Below are 24,472 nucleotides of genomic sequence, written 5' to 3' on the forward strand. Positions count from 1 at the left end.
TTACATTTTTATTCCTTTGGACTTCTTGGGCTTGTCCGCTTTCAGGCTCTTGTCCTGCTTCTCTTTCTGCTTGGCGGTGGGCTTGTCCTGACCCTGTTTCAACGGCTCTTTGCCCTGCTTGGTGGCTTCGTTGGTCTTGCCCTCCGAATTGACCGCTACCTGCGTCCGGCTCTCGGCGGCGGGGGTAACGTCTTTCGGCTGCACCTTGTCGGGGGATTTGCCTTGTGCGCCGGGCTGCACATGACCGTTGAACTCAACACCCTTTCCGTCCTTTAACCCGGCTACCTGCTGCTCTGCGGGCTGTTGCCCCGGCTGCAAGAACTGGACGGCAGACTTCGGCAGGAACTCCAAGCCACGCTCTACTGCGCTGACCTGCAAATAGGCACTGCGCCGTGTGCCGTCCCTGAATTGCAGGTTTTCCATTTTCACCGCTTGCCCGGCTTCAAAGGCGGCTTTCTGCTCCGGGCTGACTTGCACGCCGCAAATGGTGTCGGGGCATTTCCACTTGTCAGCCCGCATATATTCCAGTTCGTGCGTGTACCTGTCCCGGCTGACGAACACGGGGATTTGCTCGCCGCTTTTCGGGTCTTTGATTCGGGCGATGCCGCCCAAGTTGCCAGTGCCTTGCAAGTTGCCCTGTTCCTGCTTGGTGAACCCGTGTTCGTGGAACGGGCGTTGCAACAGTTTCTCGTCCTGCTGCACGCCGTGCAGCTTGGGTACTACCGTGCCGTCCTTTGCCTGATAGAAAGAAAGCTTGACATCGGTAGGTTTGAGGTAGAAGCCGCCCACCGTCCCCGAAACGGTATAGGTGTTGCGGGACTTGTAGCCACGCATCACCCGGTCGAAGTCATTCGTGTTTTTCAGGGTGTCGGCGGTGATGCCGACTTTTTTCAGGTTCTCCCAGTCGATTTTTGCCGGGTCGAAGCGGTAGCCCTGCTTGAACTCGTGGAAGTCGGGCTTCGGTACTCGAAGCATTTCAGCCCGCTTGTCGCCCTCCGGTGTCGGGTTGCGGTGGTTGTCCTCGATTGCCTTTGCGTCCTGCTCCGCTTGGGAAGCCCTGACGCTGAACAGTTCCAGCCCGGAAGTGTCCTGAAACTTGCGGAAGAAATTGGAAATGAAGTTGCTGAACACATCGCTGTTCTTGTCCACCTGCATGAACTCGCCGCCGTGTGTCGGCGGCACGGTCTGCAAATTGCCCTCCTTGTCGATACCCTTGACGGCACTCACCTTGCCCTGCTGTTTATCCAAGACCAGCAGCACGTCTTTTTCCTGCCCCTCTGCGGGCGGGGTCATTCTGTTTGCCATAAATAATTGAAATTTTAGCGGTTACGGGAATAGTCCCGCCCAAAGGTAGCGACTAAATATGCTATATTTGGATAGGCAGAAAAGAGTGTCCGCATTTGTCCTGCGATGTCTGAAATTGTCCGGGTGGGATGAAATTCCGCAACCATTGGTTGCAGAATTGAAAAGGGCATAAAAAAAGAGAGTGATTGATTTCACTCTCTTTCGATGAACCCTTTGTGAACCCTTTTAATGGTTTTCAAATACTTGTTAAACAGGAAGTTTCGCATTTTATAAAAGCAAAAACATTCAATTATGAACCCTTTGTGAACCCTTTAAGTGTATAATGAGTGCCTTTTCCTGTTGTTCCTTGTATTTCCAGCCAGTTATCCAGTTGCGACAAAATTCGATAAGCAGTAGTTTTACTGGTATTTAACAAATTCTGCACATCTGAATTATTTATACTCCCATTTTGGGCGGCATACTCAATAATGGGTATATACCTTTCATCCACCCGCTGCGCCAATAGCTGCGAACGTATATCGGTATAATAGGTAATCATCAGACCGCTTAACATTTCAAGTTTGGGCGGCAACAACTTGTATGCGCTGACAGCTTCCAAGATACGCTTGTAGCCACGTCCCCAGCTTTCAATATCCCCGCTTCTGAAAAAGGCGTTGGCGATTAGCGGGTTATAGGGAGAGGACGGGTGGCTTTCAAAAAGTTTTTCGGTCGTCCAGCTTTCCGGTAACTGTCCGGCGTTCCAAAAGGTGATATGGTCGGGGAACACGCTAATCTGAATGGGTACGGCACTGGCATAGTCTTTATGTGCCACACAATTCATCAGTGATTCCCTGATAGCTTCCACCGGGAACTGCGGTGTTTCACGCCGGGAAATGCCCTCGTATGAAATGCGGTAAATCAGGTATTTGGTCTTTATCAAATCCATTGCCTTATCCACCTGCTCCATTAAAGAGCCGTGAACCTCGTCCTGAAACTCTAAGTTACCCTTATCATCCCGGAAGAAACCTATCTTGATATAAGCCCCGGTTACAAAGCGTTCCGGGTCGGGGTGGAACAACAGCAAGGCGGCACGGGTAGGGCGGTTGGTTTGGGTGTCAATCAGCCTCAAATCGCGCAGCAAATTTTCGGTAGTATCTTTCAACACATCTTCGTCCACACGCCCGCTTCTCGCCGCTTCCTTGCGGAAACGGTCTAATGCACTGGGGGAAAGTTCCTCTATGCCTGCCCACTCTATGGGAAACTCGTCCCAATGCCTACCAGTGCGTTGCAGGATAAAACGGTTCAACGCCGCACCTTTCAACTCCTGTTTCGTGCTGCCGCTGCGATAGTGGTACTGACCTTTATAATTGATAGGATTGGAATAAGGCGGCACGTCAATCTCGATATATTTCAGCCCGTTTTCTTCCAGCAGGTTCACGTCCACGATGATACCCAGCACGTCACGTACTTTGTTCGGTATGTCCTCCAGCAGTTTGTCGGCATCGGCAACGCCGACTACCTTACCGTTGTCATTCATACCTATATATATCTTGCCGCCTGTGGCGTTGGCAAAGCCGCATATCCATTTCAGATACTCGTCACGCCAGCTTTCTTTCCATTCCGTATTTTGGTTTTCGTTCATAATCATTTCTTTGTCTACAAAATTAGTAAAAATACTGTCTGTCAGGAAAGAATATCGGTTATTCTTCCTCTTTTATAAGGTGGCATAGCTCCGGGTCGTTCTTAATCCGGGTTATCTCGTCCTCGACAATCTGCCGGACTTCCTGACGGATGCGGTCATAGTTGGCTTGTATCTCTTCCTGCATCCGGTCGTTGCCGTCCTTGTCGGTGAAGTCGATAATCTGCGGTAACTTCACGTAGCGAGCGGTTTCCCGTTTCACCTTTTCATTATCCACCACGATTTCACAGTGGAAAATCTTCTGCTCTATCCGTTCATCGAAATTGTCCGCCACAGCACCCACGAACATACCTTGCGTGAGGTTGGATATTTTGCTGGCGGGTATCAGGCTGTCCATTTGGGTGCTTATCGAGGTGGATTTCTCCCGCTGGTTGATTGTCATGCTCTGCCGTTTCTGCAACACCTTTCCGAAACGCTCGGAAAGGATTTTCGCTGTTTCACCGACTACCTGACCGCTAAACACGTTACCCACAGTATTTTGGATTACTTTACTTTCCTTATCCCCGTAGTCACGGGTAAGCTGGCTGTAATCCTGAAAGCCCAGCAAAACAGCAACCTTGTTGCTTCGGGCGGTGGCAATCAAATTGTCAAGCCCACGAAAATATATGGTCGGTAATTCATCTATTATCACCGAACTTTTAAGCTGACCTTTCTTGTTTATCAGCTTCACTATTCTACTGTTATATAATCCCAGTGCCGCTGAATAGATGTTCTGACGGTCGGGATTGTTGCCGACTACCAGTATTTTAGGCTCTTTCGGGTTGTTTATATCCAGCGAAAAATCATCGCCCGTCATTACCCAGTAAAGGGCGGGTGAAATCATCCTTGAAAGTGGGATTTTCGCACTGGCAATCTGCCCCTGCAACTGCTCTTGGGCATCTGATTCCCAAGCATCTACGAATGGAGAAAGATAATTTTCCAGTTCGGGATAACTACGCAAAATAGTGAAAACATCGGCGTATTTCTTGTTCAACAGTTCAATGGCGTGCGGGAAGGTGCAATACCTGCCGCCCTGATAGATGCGCAAGTACCAAATAATGGCTGCAAGCAGGATAATCGGGCTTTCCACGAAGAAGTCACCCTGCTTGCTTATCCAAGAGCGATTGAGGTTAAGCATAATCGTATAACTGGCTTCATAAGCATCTGCAATGTCCGACATAAAGCTGGCGTTTATAGGGTTGCATCGGTGGCTCTTGCGGGGGTCGTCAAAATTGATAACGTAAAATTTCGGCTTGACCTTGTAGCCGTCCAAGTGGTTAAGTAAATGATTGTAAGCGATTTCCGAAAGGTCGGGGAACTTATAATCATACAGGTAGAGCGCAAAACCTTTTTCGATTTGCTGTTTTATGTAATTATTTACTACTGCGTATGATTTCCCACTGCCCGGCGTTCCTAACACGATGCTCGCACGAAAAACGTTTACAACGTTAATATAGCCGTTGTTCCACTTCTTCTTATAGTAAAACCGGGTAGGCAGATTTACCGAATACTCGTTCTCGATAAGCCTTGTTTCCTGCTGGAAACTTTCGTTCTCGGTATTAAAGACATCATCCATGAGGTTGTTTTTCAACAACCGGGACATCCATGTACCTGCCATGAGCATACAGATATAGCCCACCGACAACGTGGCGATATAAAACACGGCATCCACCGTGTGTGGCAGCGGAAGTTCCAGCAGCCACCAGTTCAGGAAAAACAACACGACACCCGCCGCAAGGCTGCAATGTATCTTCGTCCACGTTATCTTTTCCTCTTTCACGCCCTTAGTGCCGATGCACGACAGGGCGAGGAACACCACCGCAAAAAGTTTCGTCCAAAGGACGGACGAGAACAACCCGGTGGTGCGCTGGAAGTTCCACAGTATCTTGTCTATCACTTCAAAGGTCACTCCCCACTCTTTCAGGGTGGAGTAACAGAACCAGTACACGTTTATTCCCACGAATAAAATGCTGATTGCCCGCATAAAGTCCATGACCCGTGCAAGCCCTCTCAAATCATCTTCCTGTTGCATGATTGTAATGTTTTTTAAGTTAGTCAATGCGCCTCGTGCGCTTCTTTTTCTTCTTTCTCTTTTGGCGGGCGATGTCCTGCGGCTCGTCACCGCCTGATGCACCGCCGCCCAGCAAACCGCCGAAAGCACCCAGCACGGAAGCCACGCCCGGAACGATGTCGGCTTTCGGCGTGAAGCCCGGCTGTTCCTGATGCGTGGGCTGGTCTTGCTGTGGTGCTGCCACTTCGGGCTGGTGTATATTTCCGGTTTCGCCCGAAAAACGTTCGTTGAACACGTTCGCCGAATACTCCTTGCCCAAGCGTGAACCGTTCAGCACCACCCGGCTGTCGTGGTCGATGAACGTAACGCCATAGATGCGCCCGCTGTCATTCTGACGGAATACCACGTCAATACCCCGCTTCCTTAGCTGTTGTTCCAGTTCCTTACGGCTGCGGGCGGTCTGCATGGCAGTGGCTACAATCTTCCGGGTGCGCTCTTTCAGTTTCCCGTTCTTGATTGCTTCGCCCGATTTTTCCATTCTGCGCTGCACCGCTTCATAACCTACCGACTTGCCGATGCGGGAAGCCTTTACCGGGTTGCCCACCTTTTCGCCCTTGTCATTCATGGCGGAATAGACAATGCCCTGATAGGGCTTGCCGTTTATCTCCCCCTTGACTTCCTCGGCGCACACGTTGTAAGTGGCAAGCAAAGCCTTGTACTCCCCGAACGACTGGAAGCGGTAGCCGTGGCAAGCCGCTTTCACGGTATTGCCGATTTGGTGCTTCACGTCCCCGGCGGCATAGTCCACCTTTTTAAGTTCCGGGCGTTCGGCACGTTCCTTTCGCTCTGCCGGGTGCAGCCCGTATTTCTTTTCCAGTTCACGGGTGATTTGCTTGCTGCGCCGATGCTCGAACCTGTCATTCAGCGGCTTGCCGTTCTCGTCCACCCGCAACCCCACGATGTGGATATGGTGGCGGTCGATGTCGGTATGCTTGTACACCAAATAAGGCTGGTCGCCATAGCCCAACTTCCGCATATACTCTTTGGCGATGTCGGAAAGCTGCTGGTCTGTCAGCACGTCTTCCGGGTGCGGGTTTATGGAAATATGAAGTATCGGCTTCTTGGTGGAAAGCTGGACGGGCATCTGCATTTCAAAGCTGCGCATACACCCGCCGATAGAGAAATTCCCGTCCTCGCTCAACAGCATCCGGTTGGAGAAAAGCACCTTTGCTTCCTCGCTGTCCACCTTGTTTTGGTTGTAAGCCAGTGCGCCGAACATATTGCCGCCCGTGCTTATTTTGGCAACCATAGTTCCTTGCACTCGTTTGTCAGGTCGATAACCTGACGGTTTAACATAGATAATTCGGTGGTTGCTTTTTCCAGTTTATAGAGAAAAGCCAGCGCCTTTTTCTCCGAAAAATTGCCGTGCAACACCTTAACAACTTGGTTGTAATTGACCGCCACGGCTCTGAACTGGGCATAAAATTCGGTCAGCCGGGCGCAATATTCTACTGCCGACTTGTCCACTTTCACCACCCGGAACGGCTCGCCGAACAGCCGGGCGGCGATGAAACGGGACTTGCTCGTGACGCCCGACTGTTCCCATTGCGAGAGGAAGCGGGCGTTCTCCCGGTCATTCAGGTAAAGGACATGGCGATGCTTCGCCGGGTCTGCGAGGGCGGGGCGACCGCCCTTGTTGGTTCTTCTTGTTTCCATACTTCTTTGAATTAAAAAATTACGACTTCGGAGTGATTTTTACCCCCGCAAGGGGCAAGGCGTTTTCAGGCACGGAAAACGGTTTTGTATGCTACAAAACACACCTTGCTATTTTGTATAAATTCCTCACGCTCGGCAAAACAAGCAAGCTCGCTTTGCTCTCGCTTAATCGGAATTTTCTGACGAAAATCGAAATCCGTCACGGACGGATTGGGGTTAGCGTGAAGCGGTAAGCCCTGCCGTTCACCAGCCCGGTTTTACACCTGCGCCCCCGGCGGTTCGTTACTCCGCTGCAAAGTAACGGTGATTTATAATGCTGTAAAATAGGCAGTTGGTGGACAAATCGGGACAGCGCAGGACAAATCGGGACAAGGTTTTCAGGGGACGTTTTTTCTCCCTTTTTTTGCATCGGATTTCAAGATTGAAAGCAAGATTGAAAGAAATATTCCAATCAGGAAAGAATGATTGAAAGCATGATTTCAAGAAAACGTGATTGCAGGATTTCAATATTTCAAGAAAGAATGAAAGCAAGAAAACAAGATTGAAATAAAACAGTCTTTCAATATTTCAAGATTGCAATATGGAAACAAAGAAAGCCATATGGCTGGATTGATTGAAAGCAATAAATAAATCTATCAACCAATAATGAACGAAAGCAATATGGAAAACGAGAAAACACCCCTTTATGTCGCCTTTTCCACCCAAAAGGGCGGGGTCGGAAAAACCACCTTTACCGTGCTGGCGGCGAGTTACCTCTACTACCTCAAAGGCTACGATGTGGCGGTGGTCGATTGCGACTACCCGCAACACTCCATTGCCGGAATGCGAAAACGGGATGCCGAACAGGTCGGTGCGGATGAAGATTACAAGCGAATGGCATATGAACAGTTTACCCGGCTGGGGAAGAAAGCCTACCCGGTATTGTGCAGTTCACCTGAAAAAGCGATTGCAACGGCTGACGAACATATAGCCGCCGGACACGTGCCGGATATTGTGTTTTTCGACCTGCCCGGCACGGTGAACAGCGAGGGCGTGATAAACTCCCTTGCGGGCATGGACTATATCTTCACCCCCATTTCAGCCGACAAGGTGGTGCTGGAAAGCAGCCTGTCGTTCGCAATGGCTATCCAAAAGCTATTGGTGAGGAATGAAGCCTGCCGACTTGCCGGGCTGTACCTCTTTTGGAACATGGTGGACGGGCGGGAGAAAACAGACCTTTACACCGCCTATGACAAGACCATTAAGGAACTGGAACTACCGCTGATGAAAACCTTTATCCCCGATACCAAACGCTACAAAAAGGAACTGGTGGCGGATAAAAAGGCGGTGTTCCGCTCCACGCTCTTTCCCGCCAGCCGCCCGCTGGTAAGGGGAAGCAACTTGGAAGAACTGATAACGGAAATAGTGTACTACATCAAATTACAATGATATGGCAAAGCAAAGCGGCGGGATGCCGAAGATAGACGAGGATTTCATGAAAGAACTTATCTCGCAGGGCGTACCCGCCAAGCGGGAGAGCCAGCCGGATGATGCACCGCAGCCCGGCGGCGAAACGGGAACCGCCCACGAGGGACGGCAGACTGAAACGGTGCGGGTGGAGAAAACGACAAACCGCAAACGCAAGGGCGGTTCGGGTGACTACCGGGAAACCTACTTTCAGAAAGTGGAACTGGCAGACCGACAGCCCTTGTACGTGAGCCGTACCACGCACGAGAAGCTGATGCGTATCGTGACGGTGATAGGCGGTCGAAAGGTAACTGTAAGCAGCTACGTGGAAAACATTCTTCTGCGCCACTTCGAGCAATACCAAGACGAGATAAACACCCTGTACGAAAGTAATTTTCAAAAGCCTGTCTGACTATGGTAATCTATTGCATACTTACCGGGCTTTTGGTGTACTATATCGCCTTATGGCTGTGGTATCGCTACACGGACAGCCGGACATCACCGGGCAGAACGGATGATACGCCGTTTCCACGAAACGGGGTTTCAGGCTACACGCTGATAGGTGAAAGCCGATACAAGGGCGGACTAATCGGGACAGCGCAGGACAAATCGGGACACCTCCCGCAAGCGGCTGAAAATGATACTATTTTTGCGCCGCAAGCTGACGGACAGCCGGAAGAAACGCCCGGTTACGAGAATGACGAACCCGACTACGAGGACGAGGAAATAGCCGGGTACATGGACGGTGACGATGATACCGGGTGGGCTACGGGCGTGAGCTTTGACGAACTGGGCGAAGCTGTACGCACGTCGAACGCCGACAACCCCACCGAAGCGGAGAAACGGCAAACCGCCGGGACACTGGCAATTATTGAGGGAACGAACCTCTACGATGCGGTGGTGGAGAACATCAACGGCGGGCTGGCAAAGGTGGCGGAACTGCTGGGGCGCAACGAAGCGGAACTGGCTACGGCTGCTGTCCCTGCCGGAACTGGTAACATAAGCGAGGAACACGAAGCGTTCGACATGAACGATTTCCTGTAATATAATAATGTGTAACAATATGAAGCAACGTGACTACGGTTGATTGGCAACCTGAAAACCAAACAGACAAACGGGACTGCTCCCGACCACTAAAATTTCAAATTATTCACCAGCCGGGAAAGGCGGACTTCCCACCCGCCGCCCGGCATTAAAAACAAATCACAATGAGAAAGAAAATCTTTTTGTCGGCGGCTATCCTTGCCGCAGCGGTAAGTGTCTACGCACAGGGCAACGGGCAGGCGGGTATCACCGAAGCCACGAACCTAATCACAGGGTATTTCGACCCCGGAGTGTGACACGTGAAAGCCGTGTAAGTGATTGTGTAACTATGATTTAATTTATTGATTACACCTGCAATTCCGTTTGCAGTAGTCTGAGAGTACGTGCATTGCGAGTAATCTCTTTGTGCGAAGCTGCTCTGACAAAGTACCCTTTCCGAAAGGAATAGACCGAAGCGTGAGTGGAGGTTAAGGCAGATAACATCGTTCTGCCGAGGGGCGAGACTTGATGGTATGGTCAACCAATGTGAATGTCTGATAAACATCGTTACGAAGAACAAGCCAAATGATGATGAGGGCTTCGCTCCAAAAGCGAGGCTGTAGGCTTGAACCAAAAGGTGTGCAGTCGGTCAACTCCCTGTCCAGGTGGGGTTGCACGGACATAATGACTGCCGGTGGATAGGACAGACCTAACCCATTATCGTCACTTGCATGGAACGTGGTAAGCCCGTATCTCTCCCCCTCTTTGAGGAGGTAAGCAAGCCGCAAGGCAAGCCTATATGGGGTGCGGGTATAGGAACGTGGAAAAAGCGAATGCCGTTCTGTAATGGAGCGGATACGGATTGACCTCATTGCCATGTATGGCAGAGAGTCACATCATCCGACACGAAAGTGTGCCCACTTCCACAAGGTAACTCTTTACAATAAACTTATAGAACTTCTAAAGAAAGGAATGCAAATGAACAAATCGAAAGAAAAGTGTGCGCCTGAAAATATGGTCCTCTCTGATACCGAACGTTGGAAAAGCATTGACCGACACAAGGCAGAGGAGTATGTTCGGAAGCTGCAAGCACGTATTGTAAAGGCTCAAAGGGAAGGCAGACACGGCAAGGTCAAATCCTTGCAATGGCTGTTGACCCACTCGTTCTACGGTCGCTATCTTGCCGTAGTTCGGGTTACTACTAATAAGGGTAAAAACACCGCAGGAGTTGACCATGTAAGATGGTCATCCGATGCGGCAAAAGTCAAAGCTATTGACACACTCAAACGCCGTGGCTATCAACCGATGCCCCTGCGTCGTGTGGAAATACCGAAGAAGAACGGGAAGAAACGCCCCTTGGGAATCCCTACGATGAAAGACCGCGCGATGCAGGCTCTCTATCTGATGGCTCTCGACCCTATTGCGGAAACGACAGGCGACCAACATTCCTACGGTTTCCGTAAGTATCGCAGTTGCCAAGATGCAATAGCCCAATGTCACAATGTCCTTTCAAGGGATGTTGCCCCTAAATGGATTCTGGAGGGAGACATCAAAGGATGCTTCGACCACATCAGCCATGAATGGCTTCTTAACAATATCCCTATGGATAAGGAAGTATTAAGAAAATGGCTCAAAAGCGGTTATGTATTCAATGGAAGTCTTTTTCCGACCGAGGAGGGAACTCCACAAGGCGGCATAATTTCTCCCACTCTTGCCAATATGACTCTTGACGGGCTTCAATCCCTCGTCCAAAAGGCGGTCAAGCCTTACTGGCAACCAGTGCCTACTGCTTATGGACGCAAGTGGATTGAACCTAAAATCAATCTCGTGCGCTATGCTGATGATTTTATTGTCACTGCAAAGGATAAGGAAACAATTGAGAATGTTATCCTGCCCCTTATACGGCAGTTTATGGCAGAACGTGGACTGATGCTATCGGAAGAAAAGACAAAGATAACCCACATCAGTGAGGGTTTCGATTTTCTTGGCTTCAACATCCGAGAATACAAGTCCAACGGCAAACTTCTGACCAAACCGTCCAAGGATGCGATGAAGCAATTCTGCGATAAGGTTCGCACGAAGATTAAGGGCAACAAGTCGGCAAAGGCTTCCTCACTTATAAGGATGCTCAACCACATGATTCCCGGATGGACAAATTATTACCGTTACGGGGCATCATCGAAAGCATTCTCACGTGTGGACTACGAGGTGTACAAAACACTTTGGCAATGGGCAAAACGCAGGCATCCGAAAAAGGGTATGCACTGGATTAAAGACAGGTATTTCAAACAACTGCATGGACGTGAGTGGTGTTTCGCCACTATAACCAAGAACAAGAAGTCGGGCAAGGAAACGACTTTAAGTCTTAAAAGGCTGGCGGACACTCCCATATTGAAGTACGTGCGTGTTAGAACCAATACTAATCCATACGACCCTGCCGATGCTCCTTACTATGCACGGCGTAAGTCAAAGAACACGGAGAACCAACTACGTGAGATTGACGACCTGTTGCGTATGATTTGGATTCATCAAGAAATGCGCTGTCCAATCTGTGGAGAGATTATTGACGATGAACGAAGATGGACGACTATCAAGAAGACTGTCAACGGAAAACCGTTTAAGATTCTCATACACAGCTCATGTAAGAACAAGAAGTTTAACCCTGATAATATTAGTAGGAAATGAGGCAGAACTATTCCTTCAGTAAGAATGGCAATGCGTTGCTTGAGCCGTGTGAGGGGAAACTCTCATGCACGGTTCTTAGAGGGGAAAGCCCCAGCAATGGGGCTGACCTACTCGACACAAAACTGGTGTACGCAATCGGGGCGGTCTGCGGCTTGATTGGCGGGGTAAAAGTATATAACAAATTTTCGAGCGGCGACCCCGACACCTCAAAGACCGCCGCCAGTTGGTTCGGGGCGTGCATCTTCCTGATTGTCGCCGCCACTATCCTGCGGTCGTTCTTCCTCTAAACCAGCGGCTATGTCTGAATATCCGGTAAACAGGGGTATCGGGAAGCCAGTGGAATTCAAGGGCTTAAAAAGCCAGTACCTCTTTGTCTTTTGCGGCGGCTTGCTCGCCGTGTTCGTGGTGTTCATCGTCCTGTTCATGGCAGGCGTGAACCAGTGGCTATGTATCGGTTTCATCGTGTCGGCTTCGCTGCTGCTCGTGTGGCAGACGTTCCGGCTCAACGCACGGTACGGCACGCACGGGCTGATGAAAGCAGCCGCACGCAAAAGACACCCACGCTTCATTATCAGCCGAAAGGCGATACCCCGGCTGTTCAACTACAAAAGAAGAAAGGAAGAAAGAACATGAGGAATACATTAAAGGCTACCACGCTGGAAAGGAAATTTCCACTTTTGGCGGTGGAGAACGGCTGCATCATTTCAAAAGATGCAGACATAACGGTGGCTTTCAGGGTGGAACTGCCCGAACTGTTCACCGTCACCAGTGCCGAGTACGAAGCCATACACTCGGCATGGTACAAGGCAATCAAGGTGCTGCCCGACTACTCCATAGTACACAAGCAGGACTTCTTCATCAAGGAGAACTACCAGCCCGACACGGAAAGGGACGAGCTTAGTTTCCTGTCCCGGAGTTTTGAACGGCACTTCAATGAACGCCCGTTCCTGAACCATTACTGCTACCTGTTCCTGACGAAAACGACAAGGGAGAGAAGCCGCCGACAGAGCGACTTCTCCACCCTCTGCCGGGGCAGGATTGTCCCGCAGGAGATAGCCGACAGGGAAGCGGCGGCAAAGTTCATCGAAGCGGTCGGGCAGTTTGAAAGGATTATGAACGACAGCGGTTTTGTCACACTTACCCGGCTGGCGGCATCGGAAATCACCGGGCAGGACGGAAAGGCGGGCATCATCGAGAAATACTTCTCGCTCTCGCAAACCGACACTACTTGCCTGAAAGACATCGGGCTGTACCCGGAAGAAATGCGTGTCGGGGACGATATTCTGTGCCTGCACACGCTTTCGGACGTGGAAGATTTGCCCGGAAAGGTCGGGACGGACTGCCGATTTGAGAAGCTGTCCACAGACAGAAGCGATTGCAGGTTAAGTTTTGCCGCCCCGGTGGGCGTGCTGTTGTCGTGTAACCACGTCTATAACCAGTTCATCTTCATAGACGACCACGCCGAAAACCTGAAGAACTTCGAGCAGACCGCCCGGAATATGCAATCGCTCTCCCGCTACTCCCGTGCCAACCAAGTGAACAAGGAGTGGATAGACGAGTACCTGAACGAAGCCCACAGCAAGGGGCTTATCTCGGTGCGCTGCCACTGCAACGTCATGGCATGGAGTGACGATAGGGACGAACTCAAACGCATACGCAACGATGTGGGAAGCCAGCTTGCACTAATGGAGTGCAAGCCACGCCACAACACCACCGACACGCCCACGCTCTTTTGGGCGGGCATACCCGGCAACGAAGCCGATTTCCCGGCAGAGGAAAGTTTCTACACGTTCTTGGGGCAGGCTCTCTGCCTGTTCGTGGAAGAAACTAACTACAAGAGTTCGCTTTCGCCGTTCGGCATCAAAATGGTGGACAGGGTGAGCGGTCGCCCGCTGCACATCGACATATCGGATTTGCCCATGAAGAAAGGCATCACCACCAACCGTAATAATACCCTATATTTTTGCCGTTTTTATATTGTTTGAATTTATATATAAATAGCTGATATTTAGAGATTGTTAGGAAAATGATTTGGCTTTTGATTTGCTATTTTTTCCGATAATCTCTATTTTTGTATGCAAATCGTATGTACAAAATAGACATATAACAATAAACAAGGCAGCCTATGTTCAAGTATTCAAAAGATGGCATATCCGTACTGTCGGTACTGGATGCACGCAGGGCGAAGAAAAGCGGTCTGTTCCCTGTCAAGATACAAGTGATACACAACCGCAAGCAGAAATATTATTCCACCGGAAAGGAATTGTCCAAAGAGGACTGGGAAATCCTTGCCGAAAGCAAGAGCCGCAGACTGATTGAGATACGGGCAAGCGTGGAAAACAGTTTCTCCATCATAAAAAGCCAAGTGGAAGCCCTTGCGGAACGTGGGGACTTCTGTTTCGATGCGCTCAGCATGAGGTTGGGCAGATGTACTGGTACAACCCTTAACACAGCCATACAGGGGAAAATAGACGCATTCAAACTCAACGGGCAGGTAAATTCCTATTATAACTATCGCAGCACGTTGAAAAGCATAGAACGGTTCGCAGGCGGCAGCGTGCCGTTCTCTGCGGTTTCTGCGGACTGGCTGTCACGCCTTGACAAGTTCCTGCGGAACGAGGGCAAGACCGTCACCACCATAAATTTCTATATGAAAGCCCTTAAATGCGTGGTGAATGACGCAAGGCGCAACGGGATTTTGAAAGAAGCCCAATACCCGTTCGGCAGGGGAAAGTACGAGATTCCGAGCGGTAACAGCCGAAAGTTAGCCTTGACGATGGAACAGATAAAAAAAGTCGTGACATACAAGGGCAGCAAGACCGTTGAAAAGTACCGGGACTTTTGGTTTTTCTCCTACCTGTGCAACGGAATCAATTTCAGGGATATGCTTTTCTTGCGGTATGGGAACATCGTGGACGGTGAAATCTGCTTTGTACGCTCCAAGACATCGCACACGTCCAACCATATACGGGAAATAAGGGCGGTGCTCACTCCCGAAATGCGGGATATTATAAAACGGTGGGGAAACCCGGACGAAGGGAATCCCGATACTTTCCTTTTCAAGTATGCCAAAGACACGGAGGACGAATTTGTCATTTCCAATATTGTCAGACGGGTAACGCACCGTTGCAACATCGCTTTGGCTAAAATAGCCCAAGCTGTCGGTGTCCCCCGTTTCACGACCTATTCCGCCCGGCATTCCTATGCGACTGTCTTAAAACGTAGCGGAACGAACATCGCTTACATATCCGAGAGTTTGGGGCATTCAAGCCTTGCCATCACGGAGAACTACCTCGCCAGTTTCGAGCAGGAGGAGCGGATAAGGAATGCGCAGTTATTAACCAAATTCGATTGAGCCATGCCGAACAAGAAAACCAAGACGGTGAAGATTAGACACCTTGAATGTTTCAGTGCCATTTACGGGGAACTGGCGCAGAATCCCGAATATGCAGGCTACGAAATAGAAGAAGCCGTACTGCAAGTAAAATCATATATTCCCCCCGCCGTCAAAGACGTGGACAAGGCGATAGAGAAAATAAGGTTCAGCCATGCCACCCGTAAATACAAGTACCCCGTATTCGAGGGCAGGGAACTGATAGACCAAAAGACATTGGCGAAAATGGCGGGCGTGAGCAGGCAGACCGTAGCCCGGTGGGAGGAACTCGGTTTCATATCCCGTTCGGACATAGGGCTGTCGGGAAGCAAATATTTCGTAATAAAAGAAGTCGTTTCCCAACTTGAAAGGTTAAAGGATGTAAAATAGCGGCATTCGCATAATCACTTAACATACATAGGACAAACGGTGTGTTGGAAGGACAAAAATCGCCAATACATCGTTTGTCCCTTTTTTATCCCGTTCCAATCTTGCCGGATGTCCTGCATTGTCCCAAGTTGTCCGGTCTGTGTCAAGTGATTAGTAATTGAATAATCGGTTTCTTTTATTCTTCCTTTGCGGCATCAACCGGTTGCAACGGCTATGACGGTAGCCAAGTAATAACTAAAAAAGGAAGAAAATATGACAAACATTATTTTGACAACGCCCGAAGAACTCCGGGCTATCGTGAGCGAAACCGTTTCCCAGTCATTGGCTGGATTCACCCAGCCGAGGAACGAACCCGACAACCTCACGCCCGATGTGGCGGTAGAGGTGCTGGAACGACACGGTTTTCTGATTTCAAAGGCACGGCTCTACAAGCTGACCGCCAAAAAGGAAGTGCCGTTCCGCAAATACGGGAACAAATTGCTTTTCTCACGGAAAGAGCTTCTCACGTGGGCGGAAAACCTTGCAAAAAGGGTAAACGACAAGGACGAGGCGGCACTCGCCATCGCCAAGAGCGCAAACCGGAAAATCCGTAATTATGGAAAATAAGAGGAAAGAAGAAGCCGGGCAGGATGTCACCATGCAGAAAGAGGATTTCGCAGCCCTTTGGAAAACCATTCATCTGAAAGTGACGGACACTTATGAAGTGCCGCCCGAAATACTTTGGGTGAACGGCTCTACCATTGGCACGCTGGGTAATTTCAGCGCATCCACGGGTAAAGCCAAGAGCAAAAAGACATTCAACATCTCCGCTATCGTTGCGGCAGCGTTGAAGAATGACGAGGTACTGAAGTATTCGGCATGCCTGCCACCGAACAAACGGAAAATCCTCTATGTAGATACCGAGCAGAGCAAATACCATTGCCATAAGGTAATGGAGCGTATTTTGCGGCTTGCAGGACTGCCTACCGACAAGGACAGGGAGGATTTTGTTTTCATCGTGCTAAGGGAGCAGACACCCGACAAGCGGAAGCAGATTATCGGCTATATGCTGGAAAATATGCCCGATGTGGGGTTGCTCATCATTGACGGAATCCGTGATTTGATGTACGACATCAACAGCCCCAGCGAATCGACAGACCTAATCAACCTCTTAATGCGCTGGTCAAGCGGATATAACCTGCATATCCATACCGTACTGCATTTGAACAAGGGGGATGACAACACAAGGGGGCATATCGGTACGGAGTTGAACAACAAGGCTGAAACCGTCCTGCAAATCACGAAAAGCCAGCAGGACGGTAACATAAGCGAGGTAAAGGCGATGCACATACGTGACCGGGAGTTTGACCCGTTCGCATTCCGTATCAACGACAGCGCATTGCCGGAAGCTGTGGACGGTTATGTATTCAAGCAGCCCAGCCAAGACAGGGGCTTTCCACTGGCAGAACTGACGGAGCAACAGCACAGGACGGCTTTGGAAAACGGTTTTGGCAAACAGGTTATATATGGTTACGAGAATGTCCTAAAGACCTTGAAACAAGGCTATGCAAGTATCGGCTACGAGCGTGGGCGCAATATCCATGTGGAACTGAACAAGTTCCTTGTGAACAAGCGCATGATTGTGAAAGAGGGCAAGGGTTACCGCTATAATCCCGATTTCCATTATTAAAAGTCAGTTTGGTTTAGTCCGGGTGTATATATAAGAGGAACGGACTTACTATTTCCCTGTATCGGAACAAGCAGGTTTAGTATGGTACGGGTATATATATAACGAACTAAACAGGACTGGCGCATTTTTCAACTATTTTTTAATCCCCAAAAAAGAAAATGTTATGAACATCGAAGATGTAAAACAAATACCCATCGCAGACTATCTGCATAGTTTAGGTTACTCTCCTGTCAAGCAGCAGGGTAACGGCTTATGGTACAAATCACCGTTAAGGGAGGAACACGAACCGTCTTTCAAGGTGAACACTGACCGCAACCTTTGGTATGACTTTGGCGCAGGCAAGGGCGGCAACATCATCGCACTGGCAAAGGAACTCTATTGTTCCGACAGCTTGCCATACCTTTTAAACCGGATAGCGGAACAGACACCGCACATCCGTCCGGTCAGTTTTTCTTTTCCCCAGCGTAGGAAAGAACCGAGTTTCCAGCATTTGGAAGTCCGTGACCTTACCCATCCGGCATTGCTCCGTTACTTGCAGGGACGGGGTATCAATATCGAACTGGCAAAAAGAGAATGTAAGGAACTCCATTTTACCAATAACGGCAGACCGTTCTTCGCTATCGGTTTCCCGAACATGACAGGAGGTTATGAGGTGCGCAACTCTTTTTTCAAAGGCTGCATCGCCCCGAAAGACATCACCCATATACGGCAGCAGGGAGAGCCGAGAGAGAAATGTCTGGTGTTCGAGGGTTTCATGGACTACCTCTCTTTCCTTACGCTCCGCATGAGGAACTGTCCGACCATGCCCGACCTTGACAGGCAGGATTATGTCATTCTTAACTCTACCGCCAATGTGTCGAAAGCCCTTGACGTGATGTCCCCGTATGAACGCATCCACTGTATGCTTGACAATGACAAGGCTGGATATGAAGCGACACGGGATATCGAGTTGGAATACTCCTACCGTGTACGTGACTTCTCACACAATTACAGGGGATATTCGGACTTGAACGATTACCTGTGCGGCAGGAAGCAGGAACGGAAAAACGCAGCCAGCCAAGTGCAGGAAACGAAGCAGGAAACCGGACAACGTGCCGCCCCAAGACAAAAGAGAGGCAGGGGCATTTAATCCGGCAGGACTACCAACGGCTGGCGGTTTATTTGGAGAGCAAGGTTATGTTTCGGTATACCGAAACCATCTTGCTTTGCTCACCGCAAAGGAAATCGCTCCCGTTGGTCGCAATTTCTAATATACCACCTAAAAGTAAAAAGACATGAAGAAGATACAGGACAAGCCGGGCGGTCGTCCGGCAAAAAAACGGACGGACAAGCAGAAAAAAGTAGTCAGTACGAAACTGACCGAGTTGCAGTATTACGCCATCAGAAAGCGAGCCGGGGAAGCCGGGTTACGTATCAGTGAGTATGTCCGGCAGGCGGTTGTTTCGGCAGAGGTCATCCCCCGGCTGAACAGGCAGGATGCGGACACCATCCGCAAGCTGGCAGGGGAAGCCAACAACATCAATCAGTTGGCGCACCGGGCGAATGCCGGAGGTTTCGCACTGGTTGCGGTGGAACTTTTGAAGCTCAAAGATAGGATTGTTGAAATCATAAACCATTTGTCGGATGATTGGAAAAATAAAAAAGGGAAGCGGTTTTAAGGGCTGTGTGAACTATGTGCTTGGCAAGGAGCAGGCGGTTTTGCTTCATGCGGACGGGGTTCTGACGGAAAGCCGGAGCGATATAATCCGCAGCTTCTGTATGCAGACCGGGATGAATCCCGACTTGAAAAAGCCGGTAGGACATATTGCGTTAAGCTATTCGGCAGTGGATGCACCTAAATTGACGGACGGGAAGATGATACAGCTTGCGCAGGAGTATATGCGTGAAATGAAAATCACCGATACGCAGTATATCATCGTGCGCCACCAAGACCGGGAACATCCACATGTGCATATCGTGTTCAACCGCATAGACAACAACGGCAAGAGCATTTCGGACAGGAACGACATGTACCGTAACGAACAGGTATGCAAGAAGCTGAAAGCCAAACACGGGCTTTATTTCGCCAAGGGGAAAGAGCAGGTGAAGCAGCACCGATTGAAAGAGCCGGACAAGTCGAAATACGAGATTTACACGGCTGTGAAGAATGAAATCGGCAAATCCCGTAACTGGCAGCAGTTACAGCAGCGGTTAGCGGAAATGGGTATTGCTATCCAGTTCAAGTATAAGGGACAGACAAGCGAGATACAGGGCATATCCATTTCCAAAGGCGAATACACGTTCAAGGGTTCGGAGATAGACCGCAGTTTCAGTTTTTCCAAACTGGATAAATGTTTCGGGGATGCAGGAATGAATGTTGCCGAAAGCCAACGGCAAACAACTTTCGCACCCGTTCGGGAGCAGGCACCTGCACCGAGCAAGGCTGACAGCCCGTTGATAACAGGTTCACTCGGTCTGTTTTCCGCTTCTTCTCCCCCAGTGGATGAAGAACCTAATTTTAATTTGAGAAAGAAGAAGAAAAAGAAAAAACAACTTAAATTGTAAAGACATGGAAGACAATTTGATTTTAGAGGGGCTTCTCTCTATGGTTACGGAACTGAAAGAGAAGCTGGAAGCACAGGTAACGCCAGCCAGCCGGGAGGAAACTCTCGAACGGCTGGGAACAATCGAACAAGCGTTGTCGGAACTGCACAGTAATTCGGCTGTTCCCGAAGAAAAGTTGCAGGTTATTCAAAGCCAACTTGACGACATAAGGAGCAGGATGCAAGGTCAGCAGAAGAACATAGAGGACACCAAGAAAATAACATTGGAAACCTACCGTTGTTTCAAGGTGATGATTGATACTTTGGGCTCTTGCAGGACGGATAAAGAGGAAGCTACGCCCTTACCGTTCTATCAACGGATTTACAACAAGGTCGCTTCTTGGATTCGTCCGGAATTGTTTGTTTTTTCGGCAGTGCTGGTTGTCTGTTCCGTTTCCATATTCTTGAATGTCCGTTTGGCTGAACGTATGCAGCAGTTGCAGGACAACGATATGAAATACCGCTATTTGCTGATGCAAGGACAGGCAGACGGGGAAGTCTTTGATATACTGGAAACCAAATTCAATTGGCAGAGGGATAACGGTTTTATCCAAAGTCTAACCGATTCTGTGATAGATTTTGAGTATCGCAGCAGGAAGCAGGCGGAAGCGTTGGAGCGTGCAAGGCTACTCAATGAACAAGCCGAGCTGTTGAGAAAGGAAGCCGATAAACTAGGTAAGCCATAAGTGGAGTAAAGCCGGAGTGATGAATCATGTTTATCGCCCGGCTTTTCAAATTCATTTATTTTTCTTCGGACAGCATGTCGTTAGGTATTCAGAAGAATAATTTATAACAAAGTATGCCCAATAAAAATAATCCTAAAAGGCATATTGCAAAAATTATATATGCCTTGAATAGATAAATTTGGTCTGACTGTTCTTTTGCTATGGTATTTTTACGGATTTCCTCTATCGTTTCAATGGAAATGTTGGATAAATTAATATTTTTTCCCTTGTTTACGAGGTATTTATGATGTTCTTTCATCCTTTCTTTATTCAATTTGCGAAGCTCACGGTTCTCTTTGTCCCGTTGTAGCATATCATTTATACAGCCTAATGTTCCCATTTTTTAGTTTAAATTTAATTTCTGTTTTGATAATTCAATTATAATCACGATGTTCATTCAAGGATTTACCGATTATCATTTTTAAATAAAACAGGTACAGTCCAAACGGAGTTGTGATATTCACCTTTCCCGTAATAATTGATGGTAGGAGTCCACCGTGGCATACCTTTTATGATTTGCAATACTTGCTTATCCCATTCAGGTATGCCACAACTTCGTAAGGTTTCTACCTTTATTATTTCTCCGTAAGAATCAATTCGTATCGTATAAATCCCTTTGGCTTCTTTTTTGCCGTTCAATAGCTTGGGGTCGTATGTTAGGCGTTCATTGATGTAGTTGGTAACTGCATACGGATTTGCTTTTTCAAAATAAGACACAGTTTCCCATTCCACAAAACTTTGTTTCAATTCTTCCTCTGCAATGCTGTCCGATTTTACTCTATCTCTATAATGTTGTGGTAAGAATGGTACATATACTGTATGGAAGCATTCTATTCGTTTACCGTTCTTATCCCTGCAAGGCAGACAGTGTGGAAGTTCTTTTGTTAATCTAATTATTTCTTTGTCAAACTCTTTATGGATAGTAGTCAGAATATTGATTTCACGAGGTAAACCCAGTGTGTCGATGGAAAACATCACAACAGAATGACCTGCCACATTCTTTTTCAGTAACTCTTTGGGGTATTTCATTTGAGAAACGAAATACTTTTCCAAGTCATAATCCCATACAGCCCATCGGGGATATTCTTTGATAGCCTGAGTTTTATTGATAGGAGCAGTACCCTTGTTCCAAATATCTTCTTTGCGCCAAATACTATCCAATCGTTTTTCGTTCTCTCGTAGCCCTTGAATACTGTTATCTGTTGTACATCTGACAGGCGCAACTCCGATTGTCAAACTTTCCGGTAGATAAAGGAATGTCAGAGTACTATCTGTAAGTTCTTGAATGATACAATTTTTACCCGATTCAAAAACTTTGATAGTATCTCCATGCAAAGAATAGGAATAAAATGTTTTGGTTTGTTTTTCATCATATAGAAACGTAGTTCTCCATCCGGCACTACGAAATTCCATTTCCATTGCATATTGTTTGTCTTTAGGAAGTTGCACTTTCCATATTTTGTTCTCTAATAAAGCAGACATATCTGCACAATTCTTGTCTTGTGCTAAAAGTGGGCTGACAAGATTGAAAGAAAATATAAATAATATGGGTAGAAAATGTTTCATAACCAGTTATATAAACAACACTCAAATATAGGGAAAGTTAATAATAGAACAGCTTGTTAAGCTATTTTTTTCTTATTAAGTTTGAACAAATTAACTTTTAATATTCAAGAAAAGGCTTTCCTATACATTGCAAGTTTAGTTTATCCCTTTGTCTATATATCCAAAACGAACTAAACCTACTTTTATAGACAGCAAAATATATATACAGGCGAAAAGAAAAACAGTATTCTTCTTTTCGCCTGTATCATGTCTATTTTTCACTGAAAAACGAGGGAAAACAGATATAAAAACATCTCCTACCACATTTACCCATTAACAACAAATATCCTTTTCTGTTTTCTTATAACCACTCTATTTGTATGCAAATTGCATGTTTGTAAAATGTTAATATTGATATATTCTACGCTATAAATCCATGATATTCAGTATTAAATAGATAGAAAATTATACACATTAATTATAGCGAACCGCAACAAGTTCATACTTGGGCCGAGCGGTAGCGGGAAGTCTTTCTTCACCAACCACATGGTGCGCCAGTATTACGAGCAGGGCGCGCACGTGCTGCTGGTCGATACGGGTAACAGCTACTTGGGGCTGTCCCAGCTTATCCACAACCGCACGCACGGCGAGGACGGGATTTATTTCACCTACACCAACGAGAACCCGATAGCGTTCAACCCGTTCTATGTCGAGGACGGGGTATTCGACATTGAGAAGAAAGAGAGTATAAAAACCCTTATACTCACCCTGTGGAAGCGGGACGATGAAGCCCCCAAGCGGTCGGAAGAAGTGGCGTTGTCCAATGCAGTAAGTGCCTATATCGAACGTATCACGGGGGATAAATCGGTAACGCCCTGCTTCAACACGTTCTACGAGTTTGTCCGGGATGATTACCGCCGACAGCTTGAACAGAAGAACGTCAGGGAAAAGGATTTTGATATAGACAACTTCCTGAACGTGCTTGAACCGTACTATCGTGGTGGTGAGTACGATTACCTGCTGAACTCCGACAAGGAGCTGGATTTGCTGCATAAACGCTTCATAGTCTTTGAATTGGACAATATCAAAGACCATAAGATTTTATTCCCGATAACGACTATCATCATCATGGAAGCCTTTATAAACAAGATGCGCAAGTTAAAGGGTATAAGGAAGTTAATACTAATCGAGGAAGCGTGGAAAGCGATTGCATCGGCGAACATGGCGGACTACATAAAATATCTGTACAAAACCGTCCGAAAGTATTTCGGGGAAGCGATTGTGGTAACGCAGGAAGTGGAAGATATTATTTCCTCGCCCATAGTGAAAGAGAGTATCATCAATAACTCGGACTGCAAGATTTTGTTAGACCAAAGAAAATACTTGAATAAGTTCGACAGCATACAAAACCTGCTTGGACTGACCGACAAGGAGCGTTCGCAGATATTGTCTATCAACATGGCAAACCACCCCGGACGGAAGTACAAGGAAGTTTTCTTCTCGCTGGACGGCACGCAGTCGGCGGTGTACGCCACAGAAGTTTCGTTGGAAGAATATTACACGTTCACGACAGAGGAAAGCGAGAAAATGGAACTGTTCGCTCTTGCCGAGAAGCTGGGCGGCAACCTTGAACTGGCTATCAAGCGGCTTGCGGAAAGCAAACGCAGTCCACAATCATCAACAACTTAAAAATCAGGAACATGAAGAAAACAATTCTCCTTATGGCGGTATGCCTTTGCTTCATCGGCAAGGCATCCGCCCAGTGGGTGGTGTCAGACCCCGGCAACTTGGCGCAGGGCATCATCAACACCACCAAACAGATAGTGCAGACTTCCACCACAGCTAAAAACACGCTGGACGGCTTCATGGAAGCGCAGAAGATTTTCCAGCAGGGAAAAGTCTATTACGATGCGCTCAAAGCGGTACACGATGTTGTCAAGGGCGGCATCAAGGTGAAGAAGTCCATTGAACTGGTGGCGGAAATATCCGAAATCTACGTGCGCAACTTCCAAAGTATGCTGGCAGACCCGAATTTCACGCCTGACGAACTGTCGGCAATCTCGTTCGGCTATGCCAAGCTGATGTCGGAAAGCTCGGACGTGTTGCAGGACTTGAAGAATGTAGTGAACATCACGGGTATGTCGCTGACGGATGCCGAACGGCTGGCTATTATTGATAATGCCTACCGAAGCCTATTGAATTACCGCAACCTCGTGAACTACTACACCCGCAAGAACATATCCGTGTCCTACCTGCGGGCAAAGAAGAAGAACGACACCGACCGGGTGCTGGCTCTCTACGGCTCGGCGGATGAACGCTACTGGTAACATATAAATCGGTATGCC

General features: G+C 48.2%; 23 protein-coding genes and 4 pseudogenes. 19 read left to right on the forward strand and 8 right to left on the reverse strand.

What is annotated here, in order from left to right; genetic code table 11:
- The 6 genes from L0M98_RS04255 to L0M98_RS04280 form a co-directional block, all read right to left on the reverse strand.
- Nucleotides 1–1,305, reverse strand: coding sequence for a DUF4099 domain-containing protein (locus tag L0M98_RS04255; RefSeq protein WP_227215098.1), 1,305 nt, complete (start codon nucleotides 1,303–1,305; stop codon nucleotides 1–3).
- Nucleotides 1,306–1,594: 289 nt separating this feature from the next.
- Nucleotides 1,595–2,926 carry an ATP-binding protein gene (locus L0M98_RS04260; RefSeq protein ID WP_227215100.1) on the reverse strand — a complete coding sequence of 444 codons (1,332 nt, stop codon included), beginning with the start codon at nucleotides 2,924–2,926 and terminating at the stop codon, nucleotides 1,595–1,597.
- A gap of 58 nt (nucleotides 2,927–2,984) precedes the next feature.
- Nucleotides 2,985–4,994: a conjugal transfer protein MobC gene (gene mobC / locus L0M98_RS04265; RefSeq protein WP_227215102.1), complete on the reverse strand. Its 2,010-nt coding sequence runs from the start codon at nucleotides 4,992–4,994 to the stop codon at nucleotides 2,985–2,987.
- Nucleotides 4,995–5,013: 19 nt separating this feature from the next.
- Nucleotides 5,014–6,282 carry a conjugal transfer protein MobB gene (mobB, locus tag L0M98_RS04270; RefSeq protein ID WP_227215104.1) on the reverse strand — a complete coding sequence of 423 codons (1,269 nt, stop codon included), beginning with the start codon at nucleotides 6,280–6,282 and terminating at the stop codon, nucleotides 5,014–5,016.
- The gene (mobA, locus tag L0M98_RS04275; RefSeq protein WP_046151803.1) at nucleotides 6,267–6,689 is read right to left on the reverse strand and encodes a conjugal transfer protein MobA; all 423 of its coding nucleotides are present in this window, start codon (nucleotides 6,687–6,689) and stop codon (nucleotides 6,267–6,269) included. The genes mobB and mobA overlap by 16 nt, the downstream gene beginning before the upstream one ends.
- Before the next feature lie 199 nt (nucleotides 6,690–6,888).
- Entirely contained in the window at nucleotides 6,889–7,098 is a 210-nt protein-coding gene (locus L0M98_RS04280) for a hypothetical protein (protein ID WP_124317539.1), read from the reverse strand.
- A 236-nt stretch (nucleotides 7,099–7,334) separates the two neighbouring features.
- On the opposite strand from L0M98_RS04280, the gene L0M98_RS04285 reads away from it, so the two are divergent.
- The 17 genes and pseudogenes from L0M98_RS04285 (at nucleotide 7,335) to L0M98_RS04360 (ending at nucleotide 20,543) form a co-directional block, all read left to right on the forward strand.
- The gene (locus L0M98_RS04285) at nucleotides 7,335–8,117 is read left to right on the forward strand and encodes a ParA family protein (protein ID WP_172344835.1); all 783 of its coding nucleotides are present in this window, start codon (nucleotides 7,335–7,337) and stop codon (nucleotides 8,115–8,117) included.
- Between the two features lies 1 nt (nucleotide 8,118).
- Nucleotides 8,119–8,547 (forward strand): DUF3408 domain-containing protein, encoded by a 429-nt coding sequence (locus tag L0M98_RS04290; RefSeq protein WP_227215113.1) that lies wholly within the window; start codon nucleotides 8,119–8,121, stop codon nucleotides 8,545–8,547.
- Between the two features lie 2 nt (nucleotides 8,548–8,549).
- Entirely contained in the window at nucleotides 8,550–9,179 is a 630-nt protein-coding gene (locus L0M98_RS04295; RefSeq protein ID WP_227215115.1) for a hypothetical protein, read from the forward strand.
- A 164-nt stretch (nucleotides 9,180–9,343) separates the two neighbouring features.
- Nucleotides 9,344–9,469, forward strand: a pseudogene (locus L0M98_RS04300) (DUF4134 family protein); the annotation flags it as partial.
- A 420-nt stretch (nucleotides 9,470–9,889) separates the two neighbouring features.
- Complete coding sequence (locus tag L0M98_RS22575; RefSeq protein ID WP_255723009.1) at nucleotides 9,890–10,024, forward strand: hypothetical protein; 135 nt, start codon at nucleotides 9,890–9,892, stop codon at nucleotides 10,022–10,024.
- A 112-nt stretch (nucleotides 10,025–10,136) separates the two neighbouring features.
- Nucleotides 10,137–11,843, forward strand: a complete 1,707-nt coding sequence (ltrA, locus tag L0M98_RS04305) for a group II intron reverse transcriptase/maturase (protein WP_227215116.1) — start codon at nucleotides 10,137–10,139, stop codon at nucleotides 11,841–11,843.
- A 116-nt stretch (nucleotides 11,844–11,959) separates the two neighbouring features.
- Nucleotides 11,960–12,130: pseudogene (locus L0M98_RS04310) on the forward strand (DUF4134 domain-containing protein); the annotation flags it as partial.
- A gap of 10 nt (nucleotides 12,131–12,140) precedes the next feature.
- The gene (locus tag L0M98_RS04315) at nucleotides 12,141–12,476 is read left to right on the forward strand and encodes a DUF4133 domain-containing protein (protein WP_227215118.1); all 336 of its coding nucleotides are present in this window, start codon (nucleotides 12,141–12,143) and stop codon (nucleotides 12,474–12,476) included.
- A pseudogene (locus L0M98_RS04320) lies at nucleotides 12,473–13,792 on the forward strand (TraG family conjugative transposon ATPase); the annotation flags it as partial. The gene L0M98_RS04315 and the pseudogene L0M98_RS04320, both read left to right, overlap by 4 nt.
- 176 nt (nucleotides 13,793–13,968) lie before the next feature.
- Entirely contained in the window at nucleotides 13,969–15,198 is a 1,230-nt protein-coding gene (locus tag L0M98_RS04325; protein WP_005856073.1) for a site-specific integrase, read from the forward strand.
- Between the two features lie 3 nt (nucleotides 15,199–15,201).
- Nucleotides 15,202–15,606 (forward strand): helix-turn-helix domain-containing protein, encoded by a 405-nt coding sequence (locus tag L0M98_RS04330; protein WP_005856072.1) that lies wholly within the window; start codon nucleotides 15,202–15,204, stop codon nucleotides 15,604–15,606.
- Nucleotides 15,607–15,858: 252 nt separating this feature from the next.
- Entirely contained in the window at nucleotides 15,859–16,212 is a 354-nt protein-coding gene (locus L0M98_RS04335) for a helix-turn-helix domain-containing protein (RefSeq protein ID WP_005856071.1), read from the forward strand.
- Entirely contained in the window at nucleotides 16,202–17,275 is a 1,074-nt protein-coding gene (locus tag L0M98_RS04340) for an AAA family ATPase (RefSeq protein ID WP_005856070.1), read from the forward strand. Before L0M98_RS04335 ends, L0M98_RS04340 begins: the two co-directional genes overlap by 11 nt.
- A 163-nt stretch (nucleotides 17,276–17,438) precedes the next feature.
- On the forward strand, nucleotides 17,439–18,404 hold the full coding sequence (locus L0M98_RS04345) for a toprim domain-containing protein (protein ID WP_007665528.1): 966 nt from the start codon (nucleotides 17,439–17,441) through the stop codon (nucleotides 18,402–18,404).
- Nucleotides 18,405–18,549: 145 nt separating this feature from the next.
- The gene (locus L0M98_RS04350; protein ID WP_005856059.1) at nucleotides 18,550–18,933 is read left to right on the forward strand and encodes a MobC family plasmid mobilization relaxosome protein; all 384 of its coding nucleotides are present in this window, start codon (nucleotides 18,550–18,552) and stop codon (nucleotides 18,931–18,933) included.
- Nucleotides 18,899–19,819, forward strand: coding sequence for a relaxase/mobilization nuclease domain-containing protein (locus L0M98_RS04355; RefSeq protein ID WP_005856057.1), 921 nt, complete (start codon nucleotides 18,899–18,901; stop codon nucleotides 19,817–19,819). The genes L0M98_RS04350 and L0M98_RS04355 overlap by 35 nt, the downstream gene beginning before the upstream one ends.
- 4 nt (nucleotides 19,820–19,823) lie before the next feature.
- Nucleotides 19,824–20,543 carry a hypothetical protein gene (locus L0M98_RS04360; RefSeq protein ID WP_005856055.1) on the forward strand — a complete coding sequence of 240 codons (720 nt, stop codon included), beginning with the start codon at nucleotides 19,824–19,826 and terminating at the stop codon, nucleotides 20,541–20,543.
- Nucleotides 20,544–20,631: 88 nt separating this feature from the next.
- On the opposite strand, the gene L0M98_RS04365 is transcribed toward L0M98_RS04360, so the two are convergent.
- Both L0M98_RS04365 and L0M98_RS04370 read right to left on the reverse strand, forming a co-directional pair.
- The gene (locus L0M98_RS04365; protein ID WP_005856047.1) at nucleotides 20,632–20,922 is read right to left on the reverse strand and encodes a hypothetical protein; all 291 of its coding nucleotides are present in this window, start codon (nucleotides 20,920–20,922) and stop codon (nucleotides 20,632–20,634) included.
- A gap of 65 nt (nucleotides 20,923–20,987) precedes the next feature.
- Nucleotides 20,988–22,148, reverse strand: coding sequence for an energy transducer TonB (locus L0M98_RS04370; RefSeq protein WP_007665536.1), 1,161 nt, complete (start codon nucleotides 22,146–22,148; stop codon nucleotides 20,988–20,990).
- A gap of 456 nt (nucleotides 22,149–22,604) precedes the next feature.
- On the opposite strand from L0M98_RS04370, the pseudogene L0M98_RS04375 reads away from it, so the two are divergent.
- Nucleotides 22,605–23,816 (forward strand): annotated as a pseudogene (locus tag L0M98_RS04375) (TraG family conjugative transposon ATPase); the annotation flags it as partial.
- An 11-nt stretch (nucleotides 23,817–23,827) separates the two neighbouring features.
- Nucleotides 23,828–24,454: a DUF4141 domain-containing protein gene (locus L0M98_RS04380; protein WP_227215120.1), complete on the forward strand. Its 627-nt coding sequence runs from the start codon at nucleotides 23,828–23,830 to the stop codon at nucleotides 24,452–24,454.
- Nucleotides 24,455–24,472 lie beyond the last annotated feature (18 nt).

Origin of the sequence: Butyricimonas sp. DFI.6.44, assembly GCF_022132345.1 — a bacterium.
Taxonomy (GTDB): Bacteria; Bacteroidota; Bacteroidia; order Bacteroidales; family Marinifilaceae; genus Butyricimonas; species Butyricimonas muris.